We start from the raw sequence: 23,104 nt of genomic DNA on the forward strand, positions 1-23,104 counted from the left end.
GCTTCCCCCTGCCGTCCCCCCGTACCGCAGTAAAGGAAGTCCCCCATGCCACGAAAACTGGCCGCTCTCGCGTCGGTGCTGAGCGCCGGCGCCCTCCTTCTGACGGGCTGTGCCAATCCCAGCACCGGCAGCGCCGAGGACGATCCGACCAAACCCGTCACGCTGAAGTTCTGGCACGGCTGGTCGGAGAAGAACGAGGTCAAGGCAATCGATGCCGGCATTGCCCGGTTCGAGAAGCTCCACCCCAATATCAAGGTGAAGGCGACCGGGAATGTCACCGACGCCACCGTGAACCAGGCGCTGCGGGCCGGCGGAAGCGATGCCCCCGATGTGGTCTCGTCCTTCACCACCAACAATGTGGGGCAATACTGCTCGTCCGGGATGTGGGTGGACCTCAATCCGTTCATGAGGAAGACCGGGCTGGACAAGGCCAAGGTCTTCCCGAAAACGCTGCTGGACTACACGAGCTACGAGGGTGACCAGTGCGCCCTCCCGCTGCTCGCCGACGCGTACGGCATGTACTACAACAAGGACGCCTTCGCGGAAGCGGGCATCAAGCGGCCGCCGCGCACCATGTCGGAGCTGCGGCGCGACGCCGTCAAGCTGACCAAGCGCACCAAGAGCGGCGGCTATGAGCGGGTCGGGTTCATGCCCAATTTCCGGCTCTACCAGAACAGCCCGGACCGGCTCTTCGCCCAGTGGGGCCCGTCCTATTTCGGCAAGGACGGCAAGGCGCGGCTGGCGAAGGAGAAGGCGGCCAAGGAGTTCTACGCCACCACCCGGGAGCTGACCCGGAGCCAGGGCGGCTATGGCCCACTGGAGACGTTCCGCACCTCCTTCGGCGATGAGATGTCGTCCCAGAACGCCTTTCTCACCGGAAAGCTCGCCATGCATATGGACGGCGAATGGCGCGGGCTCTTCATGAAGGGCGCGAAGTTCAAATGGGGCACCGCTCCGCTGCCCGTGCCCGACGACCGGCCCGAAACCTATGGCCGGGGCTATCTCACCGGCACCGTGGTCGGCATCGCGCACTCCAGCACCCACCAGAACGCCGCCTGGGAGCTGGTGAAGTTCCTGACCGCCGACACCGATCAGGTGGTCGCCTTCGCCAACGCCATTCACAATGTGCCGTCCACCAAGGCGGCGCTCACCTCCCCGAAACTGGACTCGGATCCCACCTTCCGGGCCTTCCTCGATATCGCGCAGAACCGCTACAGCACCGCCCTGCCGCCCTCGATCAACGGCGGTCAGTACGTCACCTCGCTACAGGACTTCTCCTACGGCGTCGAGGCGGGCAAGGTGCACGATCTGGACGCGGGGCTACGGAAACTCGATGACGAGATAGACGCCGACAATCTCCAGGCACAGAACTGACGGAGTGCGATATGGCCACCTTGACGAACGCCCCCGCGCTGCGCCGCAAAGCACGGCGAGAGCGGCTGCGCACCCTCGGTTTTCTCTCCCCCTGGCTGGTCGGCTTCACCGTCTTCTTCGGCTATCCGCTGCTCGCCACCGTCTACTTCTCGTTCATGCACTACAACCAGATCGAGGCCCCGACCTTCGTGGGGCTGCGCAACTGGCGTTATGTGCTGGAGCAGATGCCGCTGTTCGGACCGGCGTTGTGGAATACGCTCTGGCTGGTCGTGGTCATGGTCGCGCTGCGGGTCGTCTTCGGCCTGGGCATCGGGCTGCTGGTCACCAAAATCAAGTCCGGGGTGGGATTCTTCCGCACCGCCTTCTATCTGCCGTATCTCGCCCCTCCGGTGGCGGCCACCGTCGCCTTCGTCTTTCTGCTCAATCCCGGTACCGGCCCGGTGAACGACATCCTCGGGAATATCGGGATCCACGCGCCGAACTGGTTCAACGACCCGGCCTGGGCCAAGCCGTCCCTCGTCCTGCTCTCCCTGTGGGGCATCGGGGATCTCATGGTCATCTTCATGGCGGCCCTGCTGGATGTGCCCAAGGAGCAGTACGAGGCGGCCGAGCTCGACGGGGCCGGGGCGCTCCACAAGTTCCGCTATGTGACCTGGCCGTCGATCACCCCGATCGTGATGTTCGCGGTCGTGACGGGCGTCGTTCAGACCATGCAGTACTACACCCAGGCGCTGGTCGCCGGAAAGCTCGCCTCCGGGGTCAGCGTCGGGCCCGGATCGGTCATCCAGCCCGGCTATCCCGACCACTCCACGCTCACCGTGCCGCAGCTCGTCTACTCGCTCGGCTTCCAGAACTTCAACACCGGAGCCGCCTGTGTGCTCTCGCTCGTGCTGTTCGCGATCGCGATGGCCGTGACGACGCTGCTGATGCGCAAGCGTGCCGGACTGCTGTCGGCCGAGGACTGAGAGGACCGATCCGCCATGACCGTCACCACCGCCCTCTCCGCGCCGTCCGCGCCCGCGCGGCCCACCGCCGGCCGCTCCCCCGCCCCCGCCGCCCGCCGCCGCGCGGCGCTGCACTGGATCGCCGTGCACACGGTCGCCATCGCCGCCGCGCTCTTCTTCATCCTGCCCTTCGTCTTCGTCTTCCTGACCTCGGTGATGAGCGATGACCAGGCGCTGAGCGGCGATCTGTGGCCCACCGAATGGAACTGGTCGAATTACGCCGATGTCTTCAACACTCCGGGCTTTCTGGACTGGTGGCGCAATTCGCTGATGTACGCCGGGCTCGGCACCCTGTTCACGGTCTGTTCCTCCGTTCCGGTGGCCTACGCCCTCGCCAAATTCCGCTTCCGCGGCCGCCGCACCGCCATGATCATGGTCATCTCCACGATGATGCTGCCGCCGCAGGTGATCGTGATCCCGATGTATCTGGTCTGGGCCCAGCAGCTTCATCTGTCGGGTTCGCTGTGGCCGCTGATCATTCCGATGGCGTTCGGCGACGCGTACTCCATCTTTCTGCTGCGCCAGTTCCTGCTGACGATTCCCCGGGAGTACCTGGAATCGGCGAAGGTCGACGGCAGCGGTGAACTCGGCACGCTGCTGCGCATCGTGGTCCCGATGGCCAAGCCGGGGATCGCCGCCGTCGCGCTCTTCCAGTTCTTCTACTGCTGGAACGACTACTTCGGCCCGCAGATCTACGCCGCGCAGAATCCGGGCGCCTGGACGCTCAGTTACGGCCTGGAGAGCTTCAAGAGCGCGCACAGCGTCAACTGGAATCTGACGATGGCCGCGACTCTGCTCGTCATGGCCCCCGTCATCATCGTCTTCTTCTTCGCTCAGAAAGCCTTCGTCGAAGGCGTCACACTGACAGGAGTCAAGGGTTGAAGCTCGCAGTCGTGGGGGGCGGATCCACCTACACCCCCGAACTCATCGACGGATTCGCCCGGTTGCGGGACGCGCTCCCGCTGGAGGAACTCGTCCTGGTCGACCCGGCCGCCGACCGGCTGGAGCTGGTCGGCGGGCTGGCGCGCAGGATCTTCGCCAAGCAGGGCCACCCGGGCACCATTTCGTGGACCGACGACCTGGACGCGGGCGTGGACGGCGCGGACGCGGTCCTGCTGCAACTGCGGGTCGGCGGTCAGGCCGCCCGGAACCAGGACGAGACCTGGCCGCTGGAGTGCGGCTGTGTCGGACAGGAGACCACCGGCGCGGGCGGGCTGGCCAAGGCGCTGCGCACCGTCCCGGTGGTGCTGGACATCGCCGAGCGGGTGCGCCGCCGCAACCCCGACGCCTGGATCGTGGACTTCACCAACCCGGTCGGGATCGTGACCCGGGCGCTGCTCACCTCCGGGCACCGGGCGGTCGGCCTGTGCAATGTCGCCATCGGCTTCCAGCGGAAGTTCGCGAAGCTGCTGGGCGTGACCCCCGGCGAGGTGACGCTGGAGCATGTGGGCCTGAACCACCTCACCTGGGAGCGCGCGGTGCGCATCGGCGGCCCCGACGGCGAGGATGTGCTGCCCAAGCTGCTCGCGGAGCACGGCGAGGCGATCGCCGAGGATCTGCGGATGCCGCGCACGCTGGTGGACCGGCTCGGCGTCGTCCCCTCCTACTATCTGCGCTACTTCTACCAGCACGACGCGGTGGTCAGGGAGCTGCGCAGCAAGCCGTCCCGGGCGGCGGAGGTCGCGGCGATCGAGCGGCAACTGCTGGAGATGTACGGCGATCCGACGCTGGACGAGAAGCCCGAGCTGCTCGGCAAGCGCGGCGGGGCGTTCTACTCGGAGGCGGCGGTCGATCTCACCTCGTCCCTGCTGGGCGACACCGGTGAGGTGCGGATCGTCAATACGCTCAACGACGGCACGCTGCCCTTCCTGCCCGACGACGCGGTGATCGAGGTCCCGGCGACCGTCAACGCGCAGGGCGCGAAGCCCCTGCCCGTACGCCCCCTCGAGCCCCTGTTCGCCGGTCTGGTCGCCAATGTCACGGCGTACGAACACCTGGCGCTGGAAGCGGCGTTGAAGGGCGGCCGGGAGCGGGTCTTCCAGGCGCTGCTGTCCCACCCCCTCATCGGCCAGATCGAATACGCCGAGAAGCTGACCGACGACCTCATCGCGCACAACCGGGAGCATCTGGCGTGGGCCTGACCCAGTCCGTATCGACCCCCTCTCCTTCCCCTTCGTCTCCTTCCTCCGCCTCCTCCGCGTCCGCGCCGGAGCGGTCGGTGCTGGCGATCGACGCGGGCAACAGCAAGACCGATGTCGCGCTCGTCGGCCCGGACGGCTCCGTCCTCGGCGCTGCCCGCGGCGGCGGCTTCCGGCCGCCCGTCGTGGGCGCCGAGGCCGCGGTCGGCTCGCTCGCGCCCCTGGTGGAGGAGGCCGCGCGGCAGGCGGGCGGGTCCGGTCCACCGCACGCGGGGCATATCTCGGCATGCCTGGCCAACGCCGACCTGCCCAGCGAGGAGGAGGAGTTGACGGGCGTACTGGCCGATCGCGGCTGGGGCGCCACCGTCACGGTCGCCAACGACACCTTCGCCCTGCTGCGGGCCGGGGTCGGCGACGACGGCGAGCCGACCGGCGTCTCCGTGGTCTGCGGCGCGGGCATCAACTGCGCCGGGATCGGTCACGGCGGCCGGGTGGCCCGCTTCCCCGCCATCGGCCGGATCTCCGGCGACTGGGGCGGTGGCGGCTATCTGTCGGAGGAGGCGCTGTGGTGGGCGGCACGTGCGGAGGACGGCCGCGGCGAGCCGACCGAGCTGGCCCGCGCCCTGCCCGCGCGGTTCGGCCTGACCACCATGTACGAGTTGATCGAGGCGCTGCATCTGGGCCGGCTGGACCCGGCCCGGCGGCATGAGCTGACGCCGGTGCTCTTTGCGGTGGCCGACGCCGGCGACGAGATCGCCCGGGCGATCGTCGACCGCCAGGCGGAGGAGGTGGTGACCATGGCCACGGTGGCCCTCGGCCGCCTCGATCTGCTGGGCGAGGAGACACCGGTGGTGCTGGGCGGCGGGGTGCTCGCGGCCCGCCATCCGCTGCTGGACGACCGGGTCCGCGAACTGCTGGCGGAGCGCGCCCCGAAGGCCGAGCCGCGGGTGGTCACCGCACCGCCGGTGCTGGGTGCCGCGCTGCTGGGCCTGGACCGCACCGGCGCGCCGGAAGCGGCGTACGCCCGGTTGCGCGCGCACTACGCCCCGGCCGATGACACGGAAAGTGGAACCGAAAGTCCGTCCGAAGCGTAATGAAAAGGGGAGGGAAGATCGCGATCCGAACAAGATCCAGGCTCGACCGGTGACCTCTCCTGGCGCCGCGGTCCATACTGCTGCGACACCGACCGCGACACCAACTACGGAATCCGGGCCAAGGGGGAGGTCTTGTGTCATACCCGCCGACCACCGGCAGAGCCGCGCCGCCGCCGGCGCCCGCGGCCCCGCCGCGGACCGCGTGGCGTGAGGGCCTCGACCGGGCGCGGGCGGCGGCGACGACCGAGCCCGGCCGGCTGCGCGTCATCGGAGCGGTACTGGCCGCGCTGGTGGTCGCGTTCGGCGCGGTCACGGCCTGGCAGGTCTCCGACCGGCAGACCGCGGCGGACGCCGTGGCCGAGCGCAGCCAGCCGCTGAGCGCCGACGCGGCGCAGATCTACCGCTCCCTGGCCGACGCGGACACCACGGCGACCCGTGGCTTCCTGGCGGGCGGCCAGGAGCCCGCCCAGGTCCGCCGGCGGTATGTGCGGGACATCGACACCGCCTCCAAGCTGCTGGTGAGCGCCGCCGCCAATACCGGGGGCTCGGCCTCCGCCCGCGACGAGATACGGAAGATCAACCAGCTCCTGCCGGTCTACACCGGCCTGGTCGACTCCGCGCGCGCCAACAACCGCCAGGGGCTGCCGCTGGGCGGCGCCTATCTGCGCTATGCCAACGACACCATGCGCACCCGGCTGCTGCCCGCCGCGGGCAGGCTCTACCAGGCCGAGACCGCCCGTCTCGGGGATGACTACGAGGACGCCGAGGCATGGCCGTGGGTGGCGATCGGCACCGGCCTGGTCACCCTGGGCGCGCTGGGATGGGCCCAGCGCCGCCACTACCAGCGGACGAACCGGGTGCTCAACCACGGCATGCTCGCCGCCACGGCCGCCTCCACGGTGGTGATGCTGTGGCTGGTGGTCGGCCATGCGGTCGCCAGCACCGAGCTGAGCGACTCCAATGACCACGGGGCGAAGTCCCTCCAGGTGCTCAACGAGGCGCGGATCGACTCCCTGCGGGCCCGCGCCGATGAGAATCTGACCCTGGTGGCGCGCGGCGCGGTCGTCGTCGACGAGGACGGTGCCAACAAGGGCAAGGACGCCTACGAGGTCAGCTACGGCTCGCAGATGTCCGCGCTCGTGGGGAAGTCGTCCGGCGGCGGTCCCGCGGACGGCAGCCTGCTGGACAAGGCGCGCGCCCTCGCGGACGACGACGCGGGCCGCGAGCCGCTGGAGAAGGCCGCCGACCGGGTCAAGGAGTGGCAGGTGCGGCACAAGGCCGCCCGCGCCGCCGATGACGGGGGCGACTACAAGACGGCGCTGACCAAGGTCATCGGCGCCAAGGACAGCACCGGCGAGTCCTTCGACGCGGTGGACAGCCAGTTGGCCAAGGCCCTCGACCATGAGCAGCGGGAGTTCCAGCAGGCCGCCGACGACGGACGCGGCGCGTTCACCGCGATGGCGCTGGGCGCCGGGGTGCTGGCCGTGCTGGGCGCCGCGGGCGCGGTGCTGGGCATAGGCCGCAGACTGTCGGAGTACCGATGAGGACGATGGGGGGCGGAAGCATGCGATCGCTGCGATCGGCCGCCGCGGTGACGGTATGCGCCCTGGGCGTGGCCACGGCCATCGCGGTGCCGGCGATGATGGACGACGGCGGCGACGGCGCCAGCAAGGGCGGCGCGCAGCGCCCGCAGACGATGCGGGCCGGCGCCGAGGCCGAGGCCGCGACGGACAGTTGCCGCGACCCCGAGGCGAGCCTGCGCCCGTCAAGCGCCAGCGGCCCGGCCATCAAACGCATCAAGAACCGTGAGGTCAACGGCCATAAGCTCAACAAGCTGATCGCCGGCGTCGACCAGAACAGCTACCGCTGGGGATACCGCGATCCGGCCACCGGCGACCTCACCGGGTTCGACATCGACCTGGTGCACGCCATAGCCGAGGACATATTCGGCGATCCGGACGCGGTCATCTTCCGCACCATCCCCACCAGTCAGCGCATCAAGGCCCTGCAACAGGGCAAGGTGGACGTCGTGGTGCGCACCATGACCATCAACTGCGACCGGATCAAGGACGTCGCGTTCTCCACCGCGTACTTCCAGGCCGGGCAGCAGGTGCTGGTCGCCGACGACTCGTCCATCACCGGCTACAACAAGACCCTGCGCGGCAAGAAGGTCTGCACCGCACAGGGTTCCACCGCCGAGGCCGAGCTGGACAAGCCGGACACCGGGGCCGAGCATCTGGGCGCGATCAAGGTCAAGCCCGTTCCCAACCAGTTGGATTGCCTGGTCAGGCTGCAACTCGGCGAGGTGGACGCGGTGATCACCGACAATGCGCTGGCGGCCGGCCAGGCGGCCCAGGACCCCTCCGTCAAGCTGGTCGGCTCACGATTCACCGATGAGCTCTACGGCGTGGCGATGAACAAGGACGACGACGACCTGGTACGCCGGGTCAACAAGGTTCTGGAGAACTACCGCCAGGGCGGTGCCGGCAGCCCCTGGATGCGGGCTTACCAGAAGTGGCTCGCCAAGGACTTCAGCACGGCACAGGAGAATCCGGCACCACCCGCACCCGTATACAAGGACTAGCGCCGGACCCGGACACATCGGGCACGTGCAAGGATCACGGACCGGCAAGGATTAGCACCCGCCTCACACGCGTAGGGATGACGCTACAAACGGATCACACAATGGTTACGGACATGGAGAGGTGATCGATGGGGGTCCCGGGACCCTTCCCCAGCTTCGCGGGGGCACCCGACGGCCCGGTCATGGGCCGTGAGGAGGTGGACCGCGCGCTGGCGAAGCTCGCCGCCGAGCACGAGGCGATCGAGTCCTCACTGTTCGCCCTCCAGGACCACGCGGGCAGAAGGCTCCTCGAGGGCGCCGAGCTCACGGGCGTCACCAAGGACCGGTGGTCCACCACCGAGCAGGCCATCTCCCTCCTCTGGAGCTACTTCGACGCGTACTCCGAGGCCCTCACCCGCGCCCGTGAGCTGCGCTCCCGTCACCGCTGGCCGACACAGGAAGAGCTGACCGAGCTCACCGAGCTGCTGTGCGGCACCGCGATCACCCTGCCCAGCAGCGCCACCCTCGGCGGTTCGCCCCTGCTCAGCGAGGAGTTGAGCCTGGACCGGCTGGTCGACCGGATGAACCGCTGGTACGCGGAGGCCCTTGGCGTCATCGTCAGCGCCGACGCCGTATGGTCCGCGCTGCCCGCCCGGATCGACATGCTCTCCGCCGAGCTGCACCGCACCCGTTCGCTCGCCCACTCCGTCGGGGTGCGTCCCGGTGAGCACCCCTCGGGGGACGATCTGGAGCAGATCACCGCCGAGCTGACCGCGCTCCGCGCCGAAGTGGTCTCCGACCCGCTGGCCTTCTGGAAACCGGCCGGCGGCAGCTCCGCGCCCGGCGGCGGCAGCCCCGACACCCAGCGCTATGACCGCTCCGCCCGCGCCCTGGAGGATGTGCGACGGGAGATCGAGGCGGTCCTGGATGTGCGGCAGGACGCCGAGCGGCGGCTGATGCGGCTGCGGGATGTGCTCTCCCGCGCCGATCGCACCCTGGCGGAGGCGCGCCAGGCACGCGGTGAGGTGCTCGCGAAGATCGCGGCGTCGGAGGTGCCGGCCGTCAGCGGCCCGCCGACCGCGCTGCACGAGCAGTTGGTCGCCGCCGCCGACTACCGCAGGCGCTCCCAGTGGCACCGGCTCTCGCCGCTGCTGGAGAGCCTGGAGCAGCGCGCCGACGACGAATTGCTGCGGGCCCGCGAGTCGTTGACCGCGGTCACCGCGCCGCTGGCGGTCCGCGCGGAGCTGCGCGGCCGTCTCGACGCGTACAAGGCGAAGGTCGCCCGCCATGGCATGGCGGAGGACCCGATGCTGGTGGAGCGGTATGACGTGGCCCGCCGGATGCTGTGGAGCGCCCCGTGTGATCTGCGGGTGGCCGAGCAGGCCGTGCTGCGCTATCAGCAGGCGGCGGCCGAGGCCCTGGTGCCACGCCAGACGGGCCCGGCCGACGAAGGTATCGAGGGAGGCACGAAATGACTGCGGCGGTCGCCGCCTGCCAGCGGCGTGACTGCGGCGGGTCCTACGAGGACGTGGGCGGAGGTGAGCTGTACTGCGATGTCTGCGGTATGGCCCCGGTCGTCTCACCGCAGGGGCTGGTGGCCTCACCGCCCACCGGGATCACCGGGATCACCGGGCAGGGCGGACCGGTCGGGGGCTCCTCGTCGCCCGCCGGGAGCTCATCGTCGTCGGGCGGCGGATCCTCGTCGTCGGTCAGGGGCTCCGCCCTGTCGTCCGGCCAAGGCTCCTCCCCGCTGTCCGGCCATGGCTCCGGCCAGGACTCCTCGTCCGGTGCCTCGAGCCGGTCGCGTTCGGCACGCTCCTCCTCGTCCCGGCGCTCGGTGTCCGGGCGGCTGTCCCGCTCCCTGTCCGGGCGGACCTCGTCGCGTTCGGTCTCGGTGCGCAGCTCCCGCTCCGCCACCTCGGCCTCCTCGGGGCGGAACGCACTGGGCGCCGGTCTGGTCAGCGTCCCGGATGTGCCGCGCCCCGATCCACGGACGGCGGTGCTCGCGGACCCCGAGGTCCCCGAGCGGAAGCGGTTCTGTAGCCGCGGGGACTGCGGCGCCCCGGTGGGCCGCGCCCGCGGCGAGCGGCCGGGCCGCACCGAGGGGTTCTGCACCAAATGCGGCCATCCCTATTCATTCGTACCGAAGTTGAACCCCGGTGACATCGTCCGCGGCCAGTACGAGGTCGCGGGCTGTCTGGCGCACGGCGGGCTCGGCTGGATCTATCTGGCCATCGACCGCGCGGTGTCGGACCGCTGGGTGGTCCTCAAGGGCCTGCTGGACACGGGCGACGAGGAGGCCCTGGCGGCCGCCGTCTCCGAGCGCCGCTTCCTCGCCGAGATCGAGCACTCCAACATCGTCCGGATCTACAACTTCGTCGAGCATCTCGACCAGCGCACCGGCAGCCTCGACGGCTACATCGTCATGGAGTACGTGGGCGGCAAGTCCCTCAAGGACATCGCCAACGCCCTGCGCACCGCCGACGGCCGGCGCAATCCGCTCCCCGTGGAGCAGGCGTGCGCCTACGGCATCGAGGCCCTGGAGGCGCTCGGCCATCTGCACAGCCGCAATCTGCTCTACTGCGACTTCAAGGTCGACAACGCCATTCAGCAGCAGGACCAGCTCAAACTGATCGACATGGGCGCGGTCCGGCGGATGGACGACCACGACAGCCCCATCTACGGAACGGTCGGCTACCAGGCCCCCGAGATCGCCGAGACCGGCCCGTCGGTCGCCTCCGATCTCTACACGGTGGCGCGCACCCTGGCCGTGCTCACCTTCGACTTCCAGGGCTATACGAACGTCTTCGTGGACAGCCTGCCGGACCCCGAGCACATCGAGGTCTTCCGGCGCTATGAATCCTTCTACCGGCTGCTGGTGCGGGCCACCGACCCGGACCCGGGGCGCCGCTTCGCCTCCGCACGGGAGATGGCCGACCAGTTGACCGGGGTGCTGCGGGAGGTCGTGGCGCTTCAGACCGGGCGGCCCCGGCCGGCCCTGTCCACCCTCTTCGGACCGGAACCACGCGTCGTGGACACCGAGTTGTTCGCCGACGACGGCCAGGATCCGTCCCTGCTGGGCGCCCGCCCCATCGGCCGGGGCGCCACCGCGCCCGTCCCCGCGCAGCGGCCGCCGGGCCCGCTGGCCCTGCCGCTGCCCGCCATCGCCACGCTGGAAGGCGGAGCCACCGCGCTGGCGCTCCCGGTCCCGCTGGTGGACCCGGACGACCCCAACGCCGGGTTCCTGGCCGGACTGCTGGCCGCCGAGTCCGCCGAGATGAGTGCCGCGCTGCGGACCGCGCCCGTCGACTCGGTCGAGCTGCGGCTGCGCCGGGTCCGCGCCCAGTTGGAGCTGGGCCAGGAGCAGGACGCGGGCGTCGCGCTCACCGGTCTGGAGGCCGCGTACAGCGACGACTGGCGGATCGTCTGGTACCGGGGGCTGCACGCGCTGGCCACCGGCGACCGCGAGACGGCCGCCCTCTCCTTCGACGCCGTCTACGACGCGTTCCCCGGTGAGCCCGCGCCCAAGCTGGCGCTCGGCGTCTGCGCCGAGGTCCTGGGCCAGTTGGACAACGCGGCGGAGTACTACCGGCTGGTGTGGGCCACCGACCCGAGCTTTGTGAGCGCCGCCTTCGGCCTCGCCCGGGTCCTGCTGTGCTCCGGGGACCGGACGGGCGCGGTGCGGGCCCTGGAGTCGGTCCCGGAGTCCTCGATCCACTACACGGCGGCGCGGGTGGCCGCCGTACGGGCCCGGCTGCGCCAGCGCGCCCCGTACGACGCCCTGCTGGGCGATCTGGCGGCCTCGGCCGCCCAGGTCGAGCGGCTGGGCGAGTTCGGTCTTGACGCGGTGCGGCGCGAGCGGCTGCGTACGGAGGTCCTGGGCAGTGCCCTGGATTGGGTACTGTCCGGCAGCAGCGGGGCGCCCCCGGGACACAACCGGCCGCCTCTGCTCGGCAGCAGCCTCGACGAGCGCGGGCTGCGCTTCGGATTGGAGCGCTCGTACCGGGTACTCGCCAGACTCGCGCAGCGAGGCGAGGAGAGGATCGAACTGGTGGAGCGGGCCAACCGTTTCCGCCCCAGGACGTGGGTGTGATCGATGTCGCAGATGCCGCAGCCGGCCCGGCTGTCAGCCTGCCCGACCTGTGATGAGCCGCCGCAGGCGGGGGACAGATACTGCGATCAGTGCGGTGCCGATCTGACCGCGGCGGCCGATCTGGCGGCTCGGACGCCCGGCGACTTGCCGGTGCCGCCGCAGTTGAACGGCGCGGCGCGGTCCCCTTACCCGGAGCCGGAGCCGGACGACTACGAGCTGGCCGCCCCGGCCCCCGGCGGATACGGGCAGCCGGCCGACCCGCGGGTCGCGGAGGCGCTCGGCGCGCCCGAGGCGGCGCCACCCACCGAGACCGGCACCCCCGCGGAGATCGACCCGGGGGCCAACGCGAGTACGCACATCAGCGCGGCGACCAGCACGGGCAGCATGGCGGGCACCGGCACCGGGGCGGACCCCCGGCTGCCCGGCGGCGAGCACCGCGCCCGGTGCGCCGCGTGCCAGGAGGGCACCATCGACCAGGACGGATACTGCGAGCGCTGCGGGCACGCCCAGGCACGGACACGCGACCATATGGAGAGCGAGCTGGAGGGCATCGCGGCGGCCACCGACCGAGGGCTGCGCCATCACCGCAATGAGGACGCGTTCGCGGTGTCCGCCGCCGAGCTGCCCGACGGCTCACCGGTCGTGGTCGCCGTGGTGTGCGACGGGGTCTCCTCGGCCACCCGCCCCGACGACGCCTCGGCCGCCGCGGCCCATGCGGCCGGTGAGGCGCTGCGGGTCTCGCTGCCACGCGGCGCCCACCCCCAGCAGGCCATGAACGAGGCGATCGTCGCCGCCGCCGAGGCGGTCAACTCGCTGGCCATGGAGACCGGCGCGGCCGCCGCGCACCCCGAGGGCCAGCGCCATCAGAACGCACCGGCCTGCACCATCGTCAGCGCCGTCGTCACCAGCGACATCCTCACCATCGGCTGGGTCGGCGACAGCCGCGCCTACTGGGTCCCCGACGACCGTACGGCCCCGCCCGCCCGGCTCACCGAGGACGACTCCTGGGCGGCCCAGATGGTGGCCGCGGGGCTGATGTCGGAGGCGGAGGCGTACGCGGACGAGCGCGCCCACGCCATCACCGGCTGGCTCGGGGCGGACGCCTATGAGCTGGAGCCCCACACCGCCTCCTACAAACCGGACCGGCCGGGCGTCGTGGTGGTGTGCACCGACGGGCTGTGGAACTACGCCGAATCGGCGGAGCAGATGGCCCGCGCGGTGCCGCCGGACGCCCGCTCCCGGCCGCTGAACAGCGCCCAGATCCTGGTCGGTCACGCCCTCGACGGAGGTGGCCACGACAACGTAACAGTGGCGGTCGTGCCGTTCCCCGCGGCCCCGGGCCGGGCAGGATCCGCCTGACGGTCGCCAAGGAGCGGATGATATGGCCCATTTCTCGACGCCCGACGCGCCGCGGTTCTCGGTCGAGGTCTATCAGAACGAGTACCTCCCCGAGGGAGGCCGCGAGGTGAACGCGATCATCACCGTCACCTCGTCCGGCGGCGGAGCCGCGGGAGGCCCGCCGATCCCCGCTCCCGCCGCCGCCCCCTACGCCGCCGTCCCCGAGGCGTACGACGCCGCTCCCGGCGCGTACGACGGCGGGGGAGTCCCGGGCGGTGCCTCCGCCCGCGCGGCCGTGGTGATCATGGTGGACTGCTCCGGCTCGATGGACTATCCGCCGACGAAGATGCGTCACGCGCGGGAGGCCACCGCCGCCGCGATCGACACGGTGCGCGACGGCGTCGCCTTCTCCGTGGTGGCGGGCACCCATAAGGCGGTCGAGGTCTTCCCGGGCAACGGGCGGCTGGCCATCGCCGATCCGCTCACCCGCGCCCAGGCCAAGGAGGCGCTGCGGAGCCTGAGCCCGGGCGGCGGCACCGCGATCGGCACCTGGCTGCTGCTGGCCGATCTGCTGCTCGGCTCCGCCGATGCCACGATCCGGCACGGCATTCTGCTCACCGACGGCCGGAACGAGCATGAGGAGCCGCAGCGGCTGCGGACGGTGCTCGACGCCTGCGCGGGCCGCTTCACCTGCGACGCCCGCGGGGTGGGGACGGACTGGGAGGTCGAGGAGGTCACCGCGATCGCCTCCGCCCTGCTCGGAACGGCCGATATCGTCGCCGATCCCGCCGGACTCTCCGCGGACTTCACGCGGATGATGGAGGCGGCGATGGGCAAGGAGATCGCCGATGTCAGTCTCCGGCTGTGGACTCCCAAGGGCGCCGAAGTGGCGTATGTGAAACAGGTCGCACCGACGGTCGAGGATCTGACCGCCCGCCGCGTCGAAGCCGGTCCGCGCGCGGGCGACTATCCCACCGGGTCCTGGGGCGATGAGTCCCGCGACTACCACCTGTGTGTGAGAGTTCCGGCGGCGGAGGTCGGCCAGGAGATGCTCGCGGCCAGGATTTCCCTGGTCCAGCCGCCGCCCGACGGCGTCGGCAGCCCGCCGAGCCCGCTGGCGCAGGGGCTGGTCCGCGCGGTGTGGACGACTGACCTGGCCGTCTCCACCGCGATGAATCCGCAGGTGGCGCACTATACGGGCCAAGCCGAACTGGCCCAGGTCATCCAACAGGGCATGAATGCCCGCAAGTCCGGCGATGCCGAACAGGCGACCGCGAAGCTGGGGCGCGCCGTACAACTGGCGACCGCATCGGGGAACGAGGACACGGCGAAACTGCTTGCGAAGGTGGTGGACGTGCTCGATGTGGCGGCAGGTACTGTGCGACTGAAGGCGAAGGTCGCGGAGGCGGACGAGATGACACTCGAAACGCGCTCCACCAAGACAGTTCGCGTCAAGAAGTAGCACATAACCAGCACTCACGTAGCACTTCTCGGCAGAAACACCGAGAAAGCCACAAGAGGGGGATCCGACATGCCGACCTGTCCCAACGGCCACCACTCGGCGGCCGACGACTGGTGCGAGGTGTGTGGCCACCGGATGTCGGGGACACCCATGCCCTCCGGTGCCGCCTCGCCACCTCCGCCACAGCCCGCGCCGGGTGGCCACGGCGTGCCCGTACCACCGGGCGGCTACGGGAGTCCGGGGCCGGGCGGCCCACCGCCGCCCGGCGGCGCGGGGGGCTACGGCTATCCGGCGCAGCAGCAGGAGCTGTGCCCGCAGTGCCGTACGCCGCGTGAGGCGCAGGCTCCGTTCTGCGAGGAGTGCCGGTTCAACTTCCAGACGCATACGCCTTCTCCGTACGGTCCGCCGCAGGGCGGTTACGCGCCACCGCAGCAGCCGGGGGCCGGGGTGCCGCATGTCCCGCACCCGGGACAGGGCGGCGCCGGCCACGCCTCCCCTCCGGGGTTCGGCGGCGACAGCGACTGGACGCTTCCGCCGCCGCAGCAGGGGGGCACGCCCCCGCATGGCGCACCGCAGCAGGGCGCCCCGGGCCACGGCCAGGGCGCGCCCCCGGCCGTGCCGCAGTACGGCTACGGCTACCCGCAGGCCCCCGCGCCCCCCGCCCAGCCGTACGGGAACGAAGGGTACGCCCCGCCCCAGCAGCAGGGACCGGGCCACCAGCCGCCGCAGCAGCAGCACCCCGGCGCGCCGCAGCACTCGACGCCGCCCGGCGGCGCCCAGTTCGGCCAGGGCGGGGCTCCGGCGTCGGCGCCCGGGAACTGGATAGCCGTGGTCGCCCCGGACCGTGAGTACTTCATGGCGATGATGAACCGCAGCGGCCCGGAGGCCGCCGGGCTGAATCTCCCGGCCTACTCCCCCGAGCAGCAACTGCCGCTCAACGGCGGCCAGATCACCATCGGCCGGCGCCGCCACAGCACCGGTGAGGCCCCCGACATCGACCTCGGGCGCCCGCCCGAGGACCCGGGCGTCTCGCATCAGCACGCGCTTCTCGTCCAGCAGCCCGACGGCGTCTGGGCGGTCGTCGACCAGGACTCCACGAACGGGACGACGATCAACGGCGGCGAGGAGCCGATCCAGCCGTTCGTGCCGGTCCCGCTCCGGGACGGCGACCGCGTCCACGTCGGCGCCTGGACGACGATCACGGTGCGCCGGGGCTGAGGCCGGGACGGGCGGGGCGGGGCGAGGCAGGGCCGGAGGCCAGAAGGACTGAAGCCCTAGAAGGACTGAAGCCTTAGGAGGGCTCAGGCCGGGGCTGAAGGCCGCCGGGAGGGCCCAGCGGCCAGGCGTAGGCGCCCTCCGGGTCGTCCAGCCAGGCCCATTGACGCTCGCCCCGCACCGTCACCCCATAGCGCTCCCGCCCCGGCCTGCCCTCGTGCTCCCACAGCGCGAGGGCCTCGACCGGCTCCATATGGCCCGCGGCCACGTTCAGCAGGAAGCGGAAGGAGTCGTCCAGCAGCGGCCGGGACGGCAGACCGTGCGTGGACACCTGAGGCGGCGGGCCGCTGCCGCGCAGCGGAACGAAGTACACGGGCATGGCCAGAAAATGCCCCTCCGCATGGCGGGCGTCGGCGACTGTCAGGGCGATCAGCCCGGTCGCGAGCGGCGTCAGGATCAGCGCGCCCGGACGGCACTGGCCGAGCCATGCGGGCGGGATGGACGCCACGGCGCAGGTGGCGATGATCCGGTCGTAGGGAGCGTGCAGCGGGCAGCCACGCGCCCCATCGCCCGTGACGACCGCGGGGCGGAACCCGGCGGCGGCCAGATGGTTACGGGCGGCCTCGGTGATCTCCGGGTCGAGGTCGAGGGTGGTGACGTGGGTGTCGCCGAGCCGATGGGCCAGCAGCGCGGCGTTGTAGCCGGTGCCCGCGCCGATCTCCAGCACCCGGTCCCCGTCCCGCACCTGGAGCGCCTGGAGCATCCGCGCCATCAGCGACGGCTGACTGCTGGAGGTGATCAGCTCGCCGTCGCGCACCCGCGTGGCGAGCGGGGCGTCCGCATACGCACCGGCCAGCCAGCGGGCCCGCCGCAGCGGATGGGGGTCGTCACGCCACAGCCGCGTGTAGCCAACCGTCCCATGCACCGCAACGGCCCCTGCCGTCTCCCGGCCCGGCGCACTTGCCGCCCTTGCCGTCTCGCGACCCGGCACACTTGCCGTGCCTGCGCCTGCCGCATCTGCTGTCTCGCGACCCGGCGCACCTGCCACGTCCGCGCCTGCCACACCAGCCGCACCTGCCGCATCCACCACACCCGTCGCACCAGGCGCCCCCGCCGCCATGCCCGCCGCATCCGCGACACCTGCCGTGCCCGCCGTGCCCGCCGCACCTGCCGTACCAGGCGCCGCACCTGCCGCACCCGCCGCCGTGCCCGCCGCACGTGCCGCCGCGTCTGCCGCACCCCCCACACCCGCCGTACCAGGCGCACCCGCCGCCGTACGCGCCGACGCCGTGCCCGCCTCCCCCGCCTCGTAGTAGTACGGCACGAAAAGGTGGCGCGGCACCTCCTCGAAGGCCGCCCGCCAGGCGGGGTCCGTGAGTCCGCCGCCCGCCACGATCTCCCGGACCAGCCCGGCCCGTACCGCCGCGGCCTCCTCTGCGCATCCATCGGCCTCCCGGCCCATACGCTTCCCCCGCGCCACACGCTCCACCGCGTCCGGCGCACTGCGGGTACCACCGCCCGTGCTGCCCATGACTCCACTCTCCTGCGCCCGCCCTCCGGCCGCGACCCACGCCCCCTTTTCCAGCCGGGGGTGTCTGAGACCATGGAGGCGTGAAAGAGATTCCGCGAGGCACACTTCAGGAGCAGACCTTCTACGAGCAGGTCGGCGGCGAGCAGACCTTCCGGCGTCTGGTCCACCGCTTCTACCAGGGGGTCGCCGAGGACCCGCTGCTCCGGCCGATGTACCCCGAGGACGACCTGGGACCGGCCGAGGAACGGCTTGTACTCTTCCTGATGCAGTACTGGGGCGGCCCCCGCACCTACAGCGACAACCGCGGCCACCCGCGGCTGCGCATGCGGCACGCCCCCTTCACCGTGAACCGCGCCGCCCATGACGCCTGGCTGCGCCATATGCGCGACGCGGTCGACGAGCTGGCGCTGGCCCCGGAGCTCGAGGGCCAGTTGTGGCAGTACCTCACATACGCCGCCGCCTCCATGATCAACACGGAGGGCTGACCGACCGGCCCGGCGGGCTCAGAGGGCTCACCCGCCTGACCCGGCGGGCTCAGGCGGGTGTGACCGACAAGCCGGAGAGGCCCGACGTACGCACCGCGATCGAGCCGTACGGAGTGCGCAGCCGCAGCCAGCCGCCCGCGGCGAGCAACGCCACAGGCTCGGCCGTGGGCCCGGGCACGGCCGTGGCCACACCGGCACCGGGGGCCGAGGCGGCCGGAGCCGCCGCCCGGACCGGGCGCAGGAAGCCCAGCGACTGGGCGGCATGCACGGCGCGCAGCGGGAGCCCGGTGTCGCCGAGCGTGCGGGACCAGATCTCATGGCCGATACGGTCGCGCTCGGCGCGCGTACGGCGCTCCTCGGGGAGCGCCGCGTCGCGGGCCCGGAACTCGGCGACGGCGGCGGCGACCGCCCCGCGCACCTCGTCCACGCCCGGCAGCCCGCTCACCCGGCGCCAGCCGCCGCGCGGCGGCAGCACCCCGGCCCACGGCGGACCGGTGACGGCCTGCGGCACGGTGACCACCAGCCCCCGGTCACGGACCTCGGGGCCGTCGGCGGTCCGCCCGGCCCGCGCCGTGACCAGCGCGTCCTCCAGCTCGCCCGCCGAGACCGTCGTATCCAGCGCGCCGGGCCCGCTCGCCGCGCCAGCGGCCCCTGCCGGCGTGGCATCGGTGCCGATGATCGCTTCGAGCCGCGCCGTACGGATCGCGAGGACCTCGAAGGACGGCGGCCGGCCGAAGACGGCGAGCACGCCGCCGCCCGCTTGCAGCCGCACCGCCGCCGCCCGGTCGTAGTGGATCAGCCGGGCCAGGAAGGCGGCGAGATCGGCCGCCTCCCCGGCGTCGGCGAAGTGGAGCTCCTGGCCGGCGGCCGTCATACGGCGACGGCCCCCTCCGGCCGCCCGGCGCCACCGGCGCCACCGGCGGATCCACCGGACTTCGCGGCCGCCTTACCTGCGCCCTTCTTCACCGGGTCCGGCTCCAGGTACTCGGTCAGGAACCTCTCCTCTTCCGGGGAGACCCGCCGCGGACGGCCCTGGTCGAGGTCGTAGGGCACGATGCGGGTGGCGGCACGCACATACAGCGCGTCCTCGTCCTTGATCTCGTAACGCAGGGTGAGATACGCGGCCCTGATCTCCGTCACCCAGGTCTCGATCGTCACCGGGCTGTGCCGGTGGACGAGGGGCTTCAGATAGTCGATCTCATGCCGGGCCACGACCACGCCGCCGGTGAACGCGTCACTCCCGTTCCCCGGCGCCAGCCGCCACATGAAGTCGACCCGGGCCTCCTCCAGATAGCGGAGGAAGGTCACGTTGTTGACGTGGCCGAACGCGTCCATGTCGGACCAGCGCAGGGGACAGGGGTAGATATGGCGTGCCATCCACTCAGCCCCGGGTGAGCTTCTTGTAGGTGGCGCGGTGCGGACGGGCCGCGTCCGGGCCGAGCCGCTCGACCTTGTTCTTCTCGTACGACTCGAAGTTGCCCTCGAACCAGAACCACTTGGACTCGCCCTCGTACGCCAGGATGTGCGTGGCGACGCGGTCGAGGAACCAGCGGTCGTGGGAGACGACCACGGCGCAGCCGGGGAAGTCGAGCAGCGCGTTCTCCAGCGAGGAGAGGGTCTCGACGTCGAGGTCGTTGGTGGGCTCGTCGAGGAGCAGCAGATTGCCGCCCTGCTTGAGGGTGAGCGCGAGGTTGAGGCGGTTGCGCTCACCGCCCGAGAGGATGCCGGCCGGCTTCTGCTGGTCCGGGCCCTTGAAGCCGAACGCGGAGACATAGGCGCGGGACGGCATCTCGACCTGGCCGACGTTGATGTAGTCGAGCTCGTCGGAGACGACCGCCCACAGCGTCTTCTTGGGGTCGATGTTGGCGCGGCTCTGGTCGACGTAGGAGATCTTGACGGTCTCGCCGACCTTGATGCGGCCCGCGTCGGCGGTCTCCAGGCCCTGGATCATCTTGAAGAGCGTGGTCTTACCGGCGCCGTTGGGGCCGATGACACCGACGATGCCGTTGCGCGGGAGGGTGAAGGAGAGGTCGTCGATGAGGACCTTCTCGCCGAACGCCTTGGAGAGGTTCTCCACCTCGACCACGACGCTGCCCAGGCGCGGGCCCGGCGGGATCTGGATCTCCTCGAAGTCCAGCTTCCGGGTCTTCTCGGCCTCGGCGGCCATCTCCTCGTAACGGGTCAGCCGGGCGCGGGACTTGGCCTGGCGGCCCTTGGCGTTGGAGCGGACCCAGTCCAGCTCCTCCTTGAGGCGCTTGGCGCGCTTGGCGTCCTTCTGGCCCTCGACCTTCAGGCGGGCCTGCTTCTTCTCCAGGTAGGTGGAGTAGTTGCCCTCGTAGCCGATGGCGCGGCCGCGGTCGAGCTCCAGGATCCACTCGGCCACGTTGTCCAGGAAGTACCGGTCGTGGGTGATGGCCACGACGGTGCCCGCGTACTTGGCGAGGTGCTGCTCCAGCCAGTTGACGGACTCGGCGTCCAGATGGTTGGTGGGCTCGTCCAGCAGCAGCAGGTCGGGAGCCTCCAGCAGCAGCTTGCAGAGCGCGACCCGGCGCTTCTCACCACCGGAGAGGGTGGTGACCGGCCAGTCGCCGGGCGGGCAGCCGAGGGCGTCCATGGCCTGCTCGAGCTGGGCGTCCAGGTCCCAGGCGTTGGCGTGGTCCAGGTCCTCCTGGAGCTTGCCCATCTCCTCGAGCAGCTCGTCGCTGTAGTCGGTCGCCATCTGCTCGGCGATCTCGTTGAAGCGGTCCAGCTTGCCCTTGGTCACCGCCACGCCGTCCTGGACGTTCTCCAGCACGGTCTTGGACTCGTCGAGCGGGGGCTCCTGGAGCAGGATGCCGACGCTGTAGCCGGGAGAGAGGAATGCGTCACCATTGGACGGCTGCTCCAGGCCCGCCATGATCTTCAGCACCGTCGACTTACCGGCGCCGTTGGGGCCCACGACACCGATCTTCGCGCCAGGGTAAAAGCTCAGCGTGACGTCGTCGAGGATCACCTTGTCGCCGTGCGCTTTGCGCGCCTTGCGCATGGTGTAGATGAACTCAGCCAAGAGAAACCGTCCGGCAATCTGGTAGGTATCGAGGTGCGGCTCCGCCGCGGGGTCCGTATCCGTGGCGGCTCCACCGCATGAGGGTAGATACAGCCATCTTGCCGTACGCCAAGCCCGAGGCGGAAACCCGTTTGGTCCGGCGTGCGGCGTGAGTCCGGCATCCGCGGCCCCCACCACCCTGGCATCCGCCGCCCCCATGACGCGAAGGGCCGGAACCTCCGCGAGGCTCCGGCCCTCCATCACCGCGTTTTCGATGATCACCACACTCGGTGACCTTCGTTTCACTCAGCGATCACTGCTGCCCTGGCGTCGCCGCCCAGGCGTTTCACTCACCCGCGGGCGCCTTCTTCTTGCGGACGAAGAAGACCGCGCCGCCACCGACGACGACCAGCGCCACGGCGATGCCCGCGATCATCGGGGTGTTGCTGCTGCTACCGGTCTCGGCGAGGTCGCCACCGGAGGTGTCACCGCCGGTGCTGCCACCGGCCGACGCGGGGCTCGGCTGCGAGGAGGGGGTGTCGCTGCCGCCACCGCTGCTGGCGGTCTTGCAGTCGAGAACGCCGGAGAAGGTCTTCTCGAAGCCGTTCGGACCGGTGATGCTGAACTTGTAGCTCTGGTCCTCCTTCACCGGGGCGGTGACGGTCTTCGACTGACCCGCCTCGACGGTGTACTTCTGGCCCAGCAGCTCGAAGGTGAACGCCTCGTCGCCCTTGTTGGTGGCCGTGATGTCCACGCCGCCCTTGGCGCAGTCCTTCTCGGCGGAGACCGCCGGAACCGCGCCCTTCTTCGCCCAGTTCGCGGTGGCGGTGGCGGAGACGGTGCTCTCGCTGGACCCGGCCAGGATCTGCGTCTGGCTCTTGGTGGCGCTGGCGAACGCGCGGCCCACCGGAACCTTGGTGGCGGCCTGGGCGGTCAGCGTGGCGGAGCCGTCCGCCGCGCCCTCCGGGACGTCGAAGTACACCTCGCCGCCGTCGGCGGCGCTGGTGATGGTCTTGCCGCTCTTGTCGACGAGCTTGACGCCGCCGCCCCCGGCCTCGGTGCCCGGGGTCAGGGTGACACTGTCGGCGTTGGTGTGGACCTTGACCGGGCCGAGGCGCTCACCGGCCTTGCCGGAGACGGCCGGCGGGTCCAGGCTCAGCGACGCCTTGGGCTCCGCGAGGTTCTGCGCGCTCTTCTCGAGGTAGTCGGCCAGCTTCTCGGCCTGCGGGTCGATCGCGTCGACCTTCGCGTTGTCCGAGAAACGCCAGATGGCGACCTGCGTACCCGCGGCGGCGGTCTTCTCGGTGAGGGCACCGGTGCCGGCCGTCTTCGCCAGCGCGCCGAGGTCGTTCACCTGCGGGTAGGAGTTCTGAAGAACCCAGTTGATCTTGCCCGCGTCGGGGTTGTTCGCCAGGGACGTCTCGGCCCAGGACTTCTCCTCGTACTTCGCCTTGCTCTGCGTCGGGTTATGCAGATCAATGCAGTACGTCTGGATGGAGCCGCCGTTGTCGACCGACATCTCGAAGAGACCGGCGCCGACCTGCTGGTCCTTGCCGTTCTCGTGGATCACGGCCTTGTCGAACGTCTTGAGACCGCCCAGCGTGGCGGTGGCGCCGCCCTGACTCGGGGGCGCGTCATCGGCGGCGGCGGTGCCTGCGGTGACCAGCGCGCCCGCCGCGACCAGACCGGACGCCAGAACGGCGGCCGCAAGGCGGGCAATGCCCCGCCTCTTTACAGAAATCATGGTTTCCCCTCCGGGCGAGCGCCAGTCGGTTGGTGCGC

At 71.1% G+C, this 23,104-nt stretch carries 18 protein-coding genes; 13 read left to right on the forward strand and 5 right to left on the reverse strand.

Going from position 1 to position 23,104, the window contains the following annotated elements; all coding sequences use genetic code 11:
- The first annotated feature begins 45 nt into the window (after window positions 1–45).
- The 12 genes from ACK1X7_RS18065 to ACK1X7_RS18120 all read left to right on the forward strand — a co-directional run bounded on the left by ACK1X7_RS18065 (window position 46) and on the right by ACK1X7_RS18120 (window position 16,284).
- On the forward strand, window positions 46–1,374 hold the full coding sequence (locus tag ACK1X7_RS18065; RefSeq protein WP_385145440.1) for an extracellular solute-binding protein: 1,329 nt from the start codon (window positions 46–48) through the stop codon (window positions 1,372–1,374).
- Between the two features lie 11 nt (window positions 1,375–1,385).
- Window positions 1,386–2,339, forward strand: a complete 954-nt coding sequence (locus ACK1X7_RS18070; RefSeq protein WP_216344950.1) for a carbohydrate ABC transporter permease — start codon at window positions 1,386–1,388, stop codon at window positions 2,337–2,339.
- Window positions 2,340–2,354: 15 nt separating this feature from the next.
- On the forward strand, window positions 2,355–3,260 hold the full coding sequence (locus tag ACK1X7_RS18075; RefSeq protein WP_385145438.1) for a carbohydrate ABC transporter permease: 906 nt from the start codon (window positions 2,355–2,357) through the stop codon (window positions 3,258–3,260).
- Window positions 3,257–4,519, forward strand: coding sequence for a 6-phospho-beta-glucosidase (locus tag ACK1X7_RS18080; RefSeq protein ID WP_385145436.1), 1,263 nt, complete (start codon window positions 3,257–3,259; stop codon window positions 4,517–4,519). Before ACK1X7_RS18075 ends, ACK1X7_RS18080 begins: the two co-directional genes overlap by 4 nt.
- Before the next feature lie 77 nt (window positions 4,520–4,596).
- Window positions 4,597–5,610: an N-acetylglucosamine kinase gene (locus ACK1X7_RS18085; RefSeq protein ID WP_385145434.1), complete on the forward strand. Its 1,014-nt coding sequence runs from the start codon at window positions 4,597–4,599 to the stop codon at window positions 5,608–5,610.
- Window positions 5,611–5,744: 134 nt separating this feature from the next.
- The gene (locus tag ACK1X7_RS18090) at window positions 5,745–7,154 is read left to right on the forward strand and encodes a hypothetical protein (RefSeq protein WP_385145432.1); all 1,410 of its coding nucleotides are present in this window, start codon (window positions 5,745–5,747) and stop codon (window positions 7,152–7,154) included.
- A gap of 20 nt (window positions 7,155–7,174) precedes the next feature.
- Window positions 7,175–8,194 (forward strand): glutamate ABC transporter substrate-binding protein, encoded by a 1,020-nt coding sequence (locus ACK1X7_RS18095; RefSeq protein WP_385145430.1) that lies wholly within the window; start codon window positions 7,175–7,177, stop codon window positions 8,192–8,194.
- A gap of 128 nt (window positions 8,195–8,322) precedes the next feature.
- Window positions 8,323–9,648, forward strand: coding sequence for a hypothetical protein (locus ACK1X7_RS18100; RefSeq protein WP_385145428.1), 1,326 nt, complete (start codon window positions 8,323–8,325; stop codon window positions 9,646–9,648).
- Window positions 9,645–12,266, forward strand: coding sequence for a serine/threonine-protein kinase (locus ACK1X7_RS18105; protein WP_413115348.1), 2,622 nt, complete (start codon window positions 9,645–9,647; stop codon window positions 12,264–12,266). Before ACK1X7_RS18100 ends, ACK1X7_RS18105 begins: the two co-directional genes overlap by 4 nt.
- Before the next feature lie 3 nt (window positions 12,267–12,269).
- Window positions 12,270–13,625: a PP2C family protein-serine/threonine phosphatase gene (locus tag ACK1X7_RS18110; RefSeq protein ID WP_385145424.1), complete on the forward strand. Its 1,356-nt coding sequence runs from the start codon at window positions 12,270–12,272 to the stop codon at window positions 13,623–13,625.
- A gap of 22 nt (window positions 13,626–13,647) precedes the next feature.
- Window positions 13,648–15,066 (forward strand): vWA domain-containing protein, encoded by a 1,419-nt coding sequence (locus ACK1X7_RS18115; protein ID WP_413115349.1) that lies wholly within the window; start codon window positions 13,648–13,650, stop codon window positions 15,064–15,066.
- Between the two features lie 69 nt (window positions 15,067–15,135).
- On the forward strand, window positions 15,136–16,284 hold the full coding sequence (locus ACK1X7_RS18120) for an FHA domain-containing protein (RefSeq protein WP_385145420.1): 1,149 nt from the start codon (window positions 15,136–15,138) through the stop codon (window positions 16,282–16,284).
- 73 nt (window positions 16,285–16,357) lie between these two features.
- On the opposite strand, the gene ACK1X7_RS18125 is transcribed toward ACK1X7_RS18120, so the two are convergent.
- Complete coding sequence (locus tag ACK1X7_RS18125; RefSeq protein ID WP_385145454.1) at window positions 16,358–17,401, reverse strand: methyltransferase domain-containing protein; 1,044 nt, start codon at window positions 17,399–17,401, stop codon at window positions 16,358–16,360.
- A 491-nt stretch (window positions 17,402–17,892) separates the two neighbouring features.
- On the opposite strand from ACK1X7_RS18125, the gene ACK1X7_RS18130 reads away from it, so the two are divergent.
- Window positions 17,893–18,297 carry a globin gene (locus ACK1X7_RS18130; RefSeq protein WP_385145418.1) on the forward strand — a complete coding sequence of 135 codons (405 nt, stop codon included), beginning with the start codon at window positions 17,893–17,895 and terminating at the stop codon, window positions 18,295–18,297.
- A 49-nt stretch (window positions 18,298–18,346) separates the two neighbouring features.
- Here ACK1X7_RS18130 and ACK1X7_RS18135 read toward each other — a convergent pair whose 3' ends face one another.
- The 4 genes from ACK1X7_RS18135 to ACK1X7_RS18150 all read right to left on the reverse strand — a co-directional run bounded on the left by ACK1X7_RS18135 (window position 18,347) and on the right by ACK1X7_RS18150 (window position 23,066).
- The gene (locus ACK1X7_RS18135) at window positions 18,347–19,171 is read right to left on the reverse strand and encodes a hypothetical protein (RefSeq protein ID WP_398159992.1); all 825 of its coding nucleotides are present in this window, start codon (window positions 19,169–19,171) and stop codon (window positions 18,347–18,349) included.
- Window positions 19,168–19,674, reverse strand: a complete 507-nt coding sequence (locus ACK1X7_RS18140; RefSeq protein WP_413115350.1) for an acyl-CoA thioesterase — start codon at window positions 19,672–19,674, stop codon at window positions 19,168–19,170. The genes ACK1X7_RS18135 and ACK1X7_RS18140 overlap by 4 nt, the downstream gene beginning before the upstream one ends.
- Window positions 19,675–19,678: 4 nt before the next feature.
- Entirely contained in the window at window positions 19,679–21,343 is a 1,665-nt protein-coding gene (ettA, locus tag ACK1X7_RS18145) for an energy-dependent translational throttle protein EttA (RefSeq protein ID WP_385143829.1), read from the reverse strand.
- Window positions 21,344–21,668: 325 nt separating this feature from the next.
- Window positions 21,669–23,066 (reverse strand): LAETG motif-containing sortase-dependent surface protein, encoded by a 1,398-nt coding sequence (locus ACK1X7_RS18150; RefSeq protein WP_385143827.1) that lies wholly within the window; start codon window positions 23,064–23,066, stop codon window positions 21,669–21,671.
- Window positions 23,067–23,104: the final 38 nt, after the last annotated feature.

The organism is Streptomyces sp. CY-1 (genome assembly GCF_047218265.1).
Taxonomy (GTDB): Bacteria; Actinomycetota; Actinomycetes; order Streptomycetales; family Streptomycetaceae; genus Streptomyces; species Streptomyces niphimycinicus.

What these genes read in the sequence shown, in the direction of transcription:
- ACK1X7_RS18075 (WP_385145438.1), top strand. Translation starts at nt 2,355, where the DNA reads ATGACCGTCACCACCGCCCTCTCCGCGCCGTCCGCGCCCGCGCGGCCC.
- ACK1X7_RS18070 (WP_216344950.1), top strand. Translation starts at nt 1,386, where the DNA reads ATGGCCACCTTGACGAACGCCCCCGCGCTGCGCCGCAAAGCACGGCGA.
- ACK1X7_RS18100 (WP_385145428.1), top strand. Translation starts at nt 8,323, where the DNA reads ATGGGGGTCCCGGGACCCTTCCCCAGCTTCGCGGGGGCACCCGACGGC.
- ACK1X7_RS18105 (WP_413115348.1), top strand. Translation starts at nt 9,645, where the DNA reads ATGACTGCGGCGGTCGCCGCCTGCCAGCGGCGTGACTGCGGCGGGTCC.
- ACK1X7_RS18110 (WP_385145424.1), top strand. Translation starts at nt 12,270, where the DNA reads ATGTCGCAGATGCCGCAGCCGGCCCGGCTGTCAGCCTGCCCGACCTGT.
- ACK1X7_RS18150 (WP_385143827.1), bottom strand. Translation starts at nt 23,066, where the DNA reads ATGATTTCTGTAAAGAGGCGGGGCATTGCCCGCCTTGCGGCCGCCGTT.
- ACK1X7_RS18140 (WP_413115350.1), bottom strand. Translation starts at nt 19,674, where the DNA reads ATGGCACGCCATATCTACCCCTGTCCCCTGCGCTGGTCCGACATGGAC.
- ACK1X7_RS18115 (WP_413115349.1), top strand. Translation starts at nt 13,648, where the DNA reads ATGGCCCATTTCTCGACGCCCGACGCGCCGCGGTTCTCGGTCGAGGTC.
- ACK1X7_RS18135 (WP_398159992.1), bottom strand. Translation starts at nt 19,171, where the DNA reads ATGACGGCCGCCGGCCAGGAGCTCCACTTCGCCGACGCCGGGGAGGCG.
- ACK1X7_RS18095 (WP_385145430.1), top strand. Translation starts at nt 7,175, where the DNA reads ATGCGATCGCTGCGATCGGCCGCCGCGGTGACGGTATGCGCCCTGGGC.
- ACK1X7_RS18125 (WP_385145454.1), bottom strand. Translation starts at nt 17,401, where the DNA reads ATGGCGGCGGGGGCGCCTGGTGCGACGGGTGTGGTGGATGCGGCAGGT.
- ACK1X7_RS18065 (WP_385145440.1), top strand. Translation starts at nt 46, where the DNA reads ATGCCACGAAAACTGGCCGCTCTCGCGTCGGTGCTGAGCGCCGGCGCC.
- ACK1X7_RS18120 (WP_385145420.1), top strand. Translation starts at nt 15,136, where the DNA reads ATGCCGACCTGTCCCAACGGCCACCACTCGGCGGCCGACGACTGGTGC.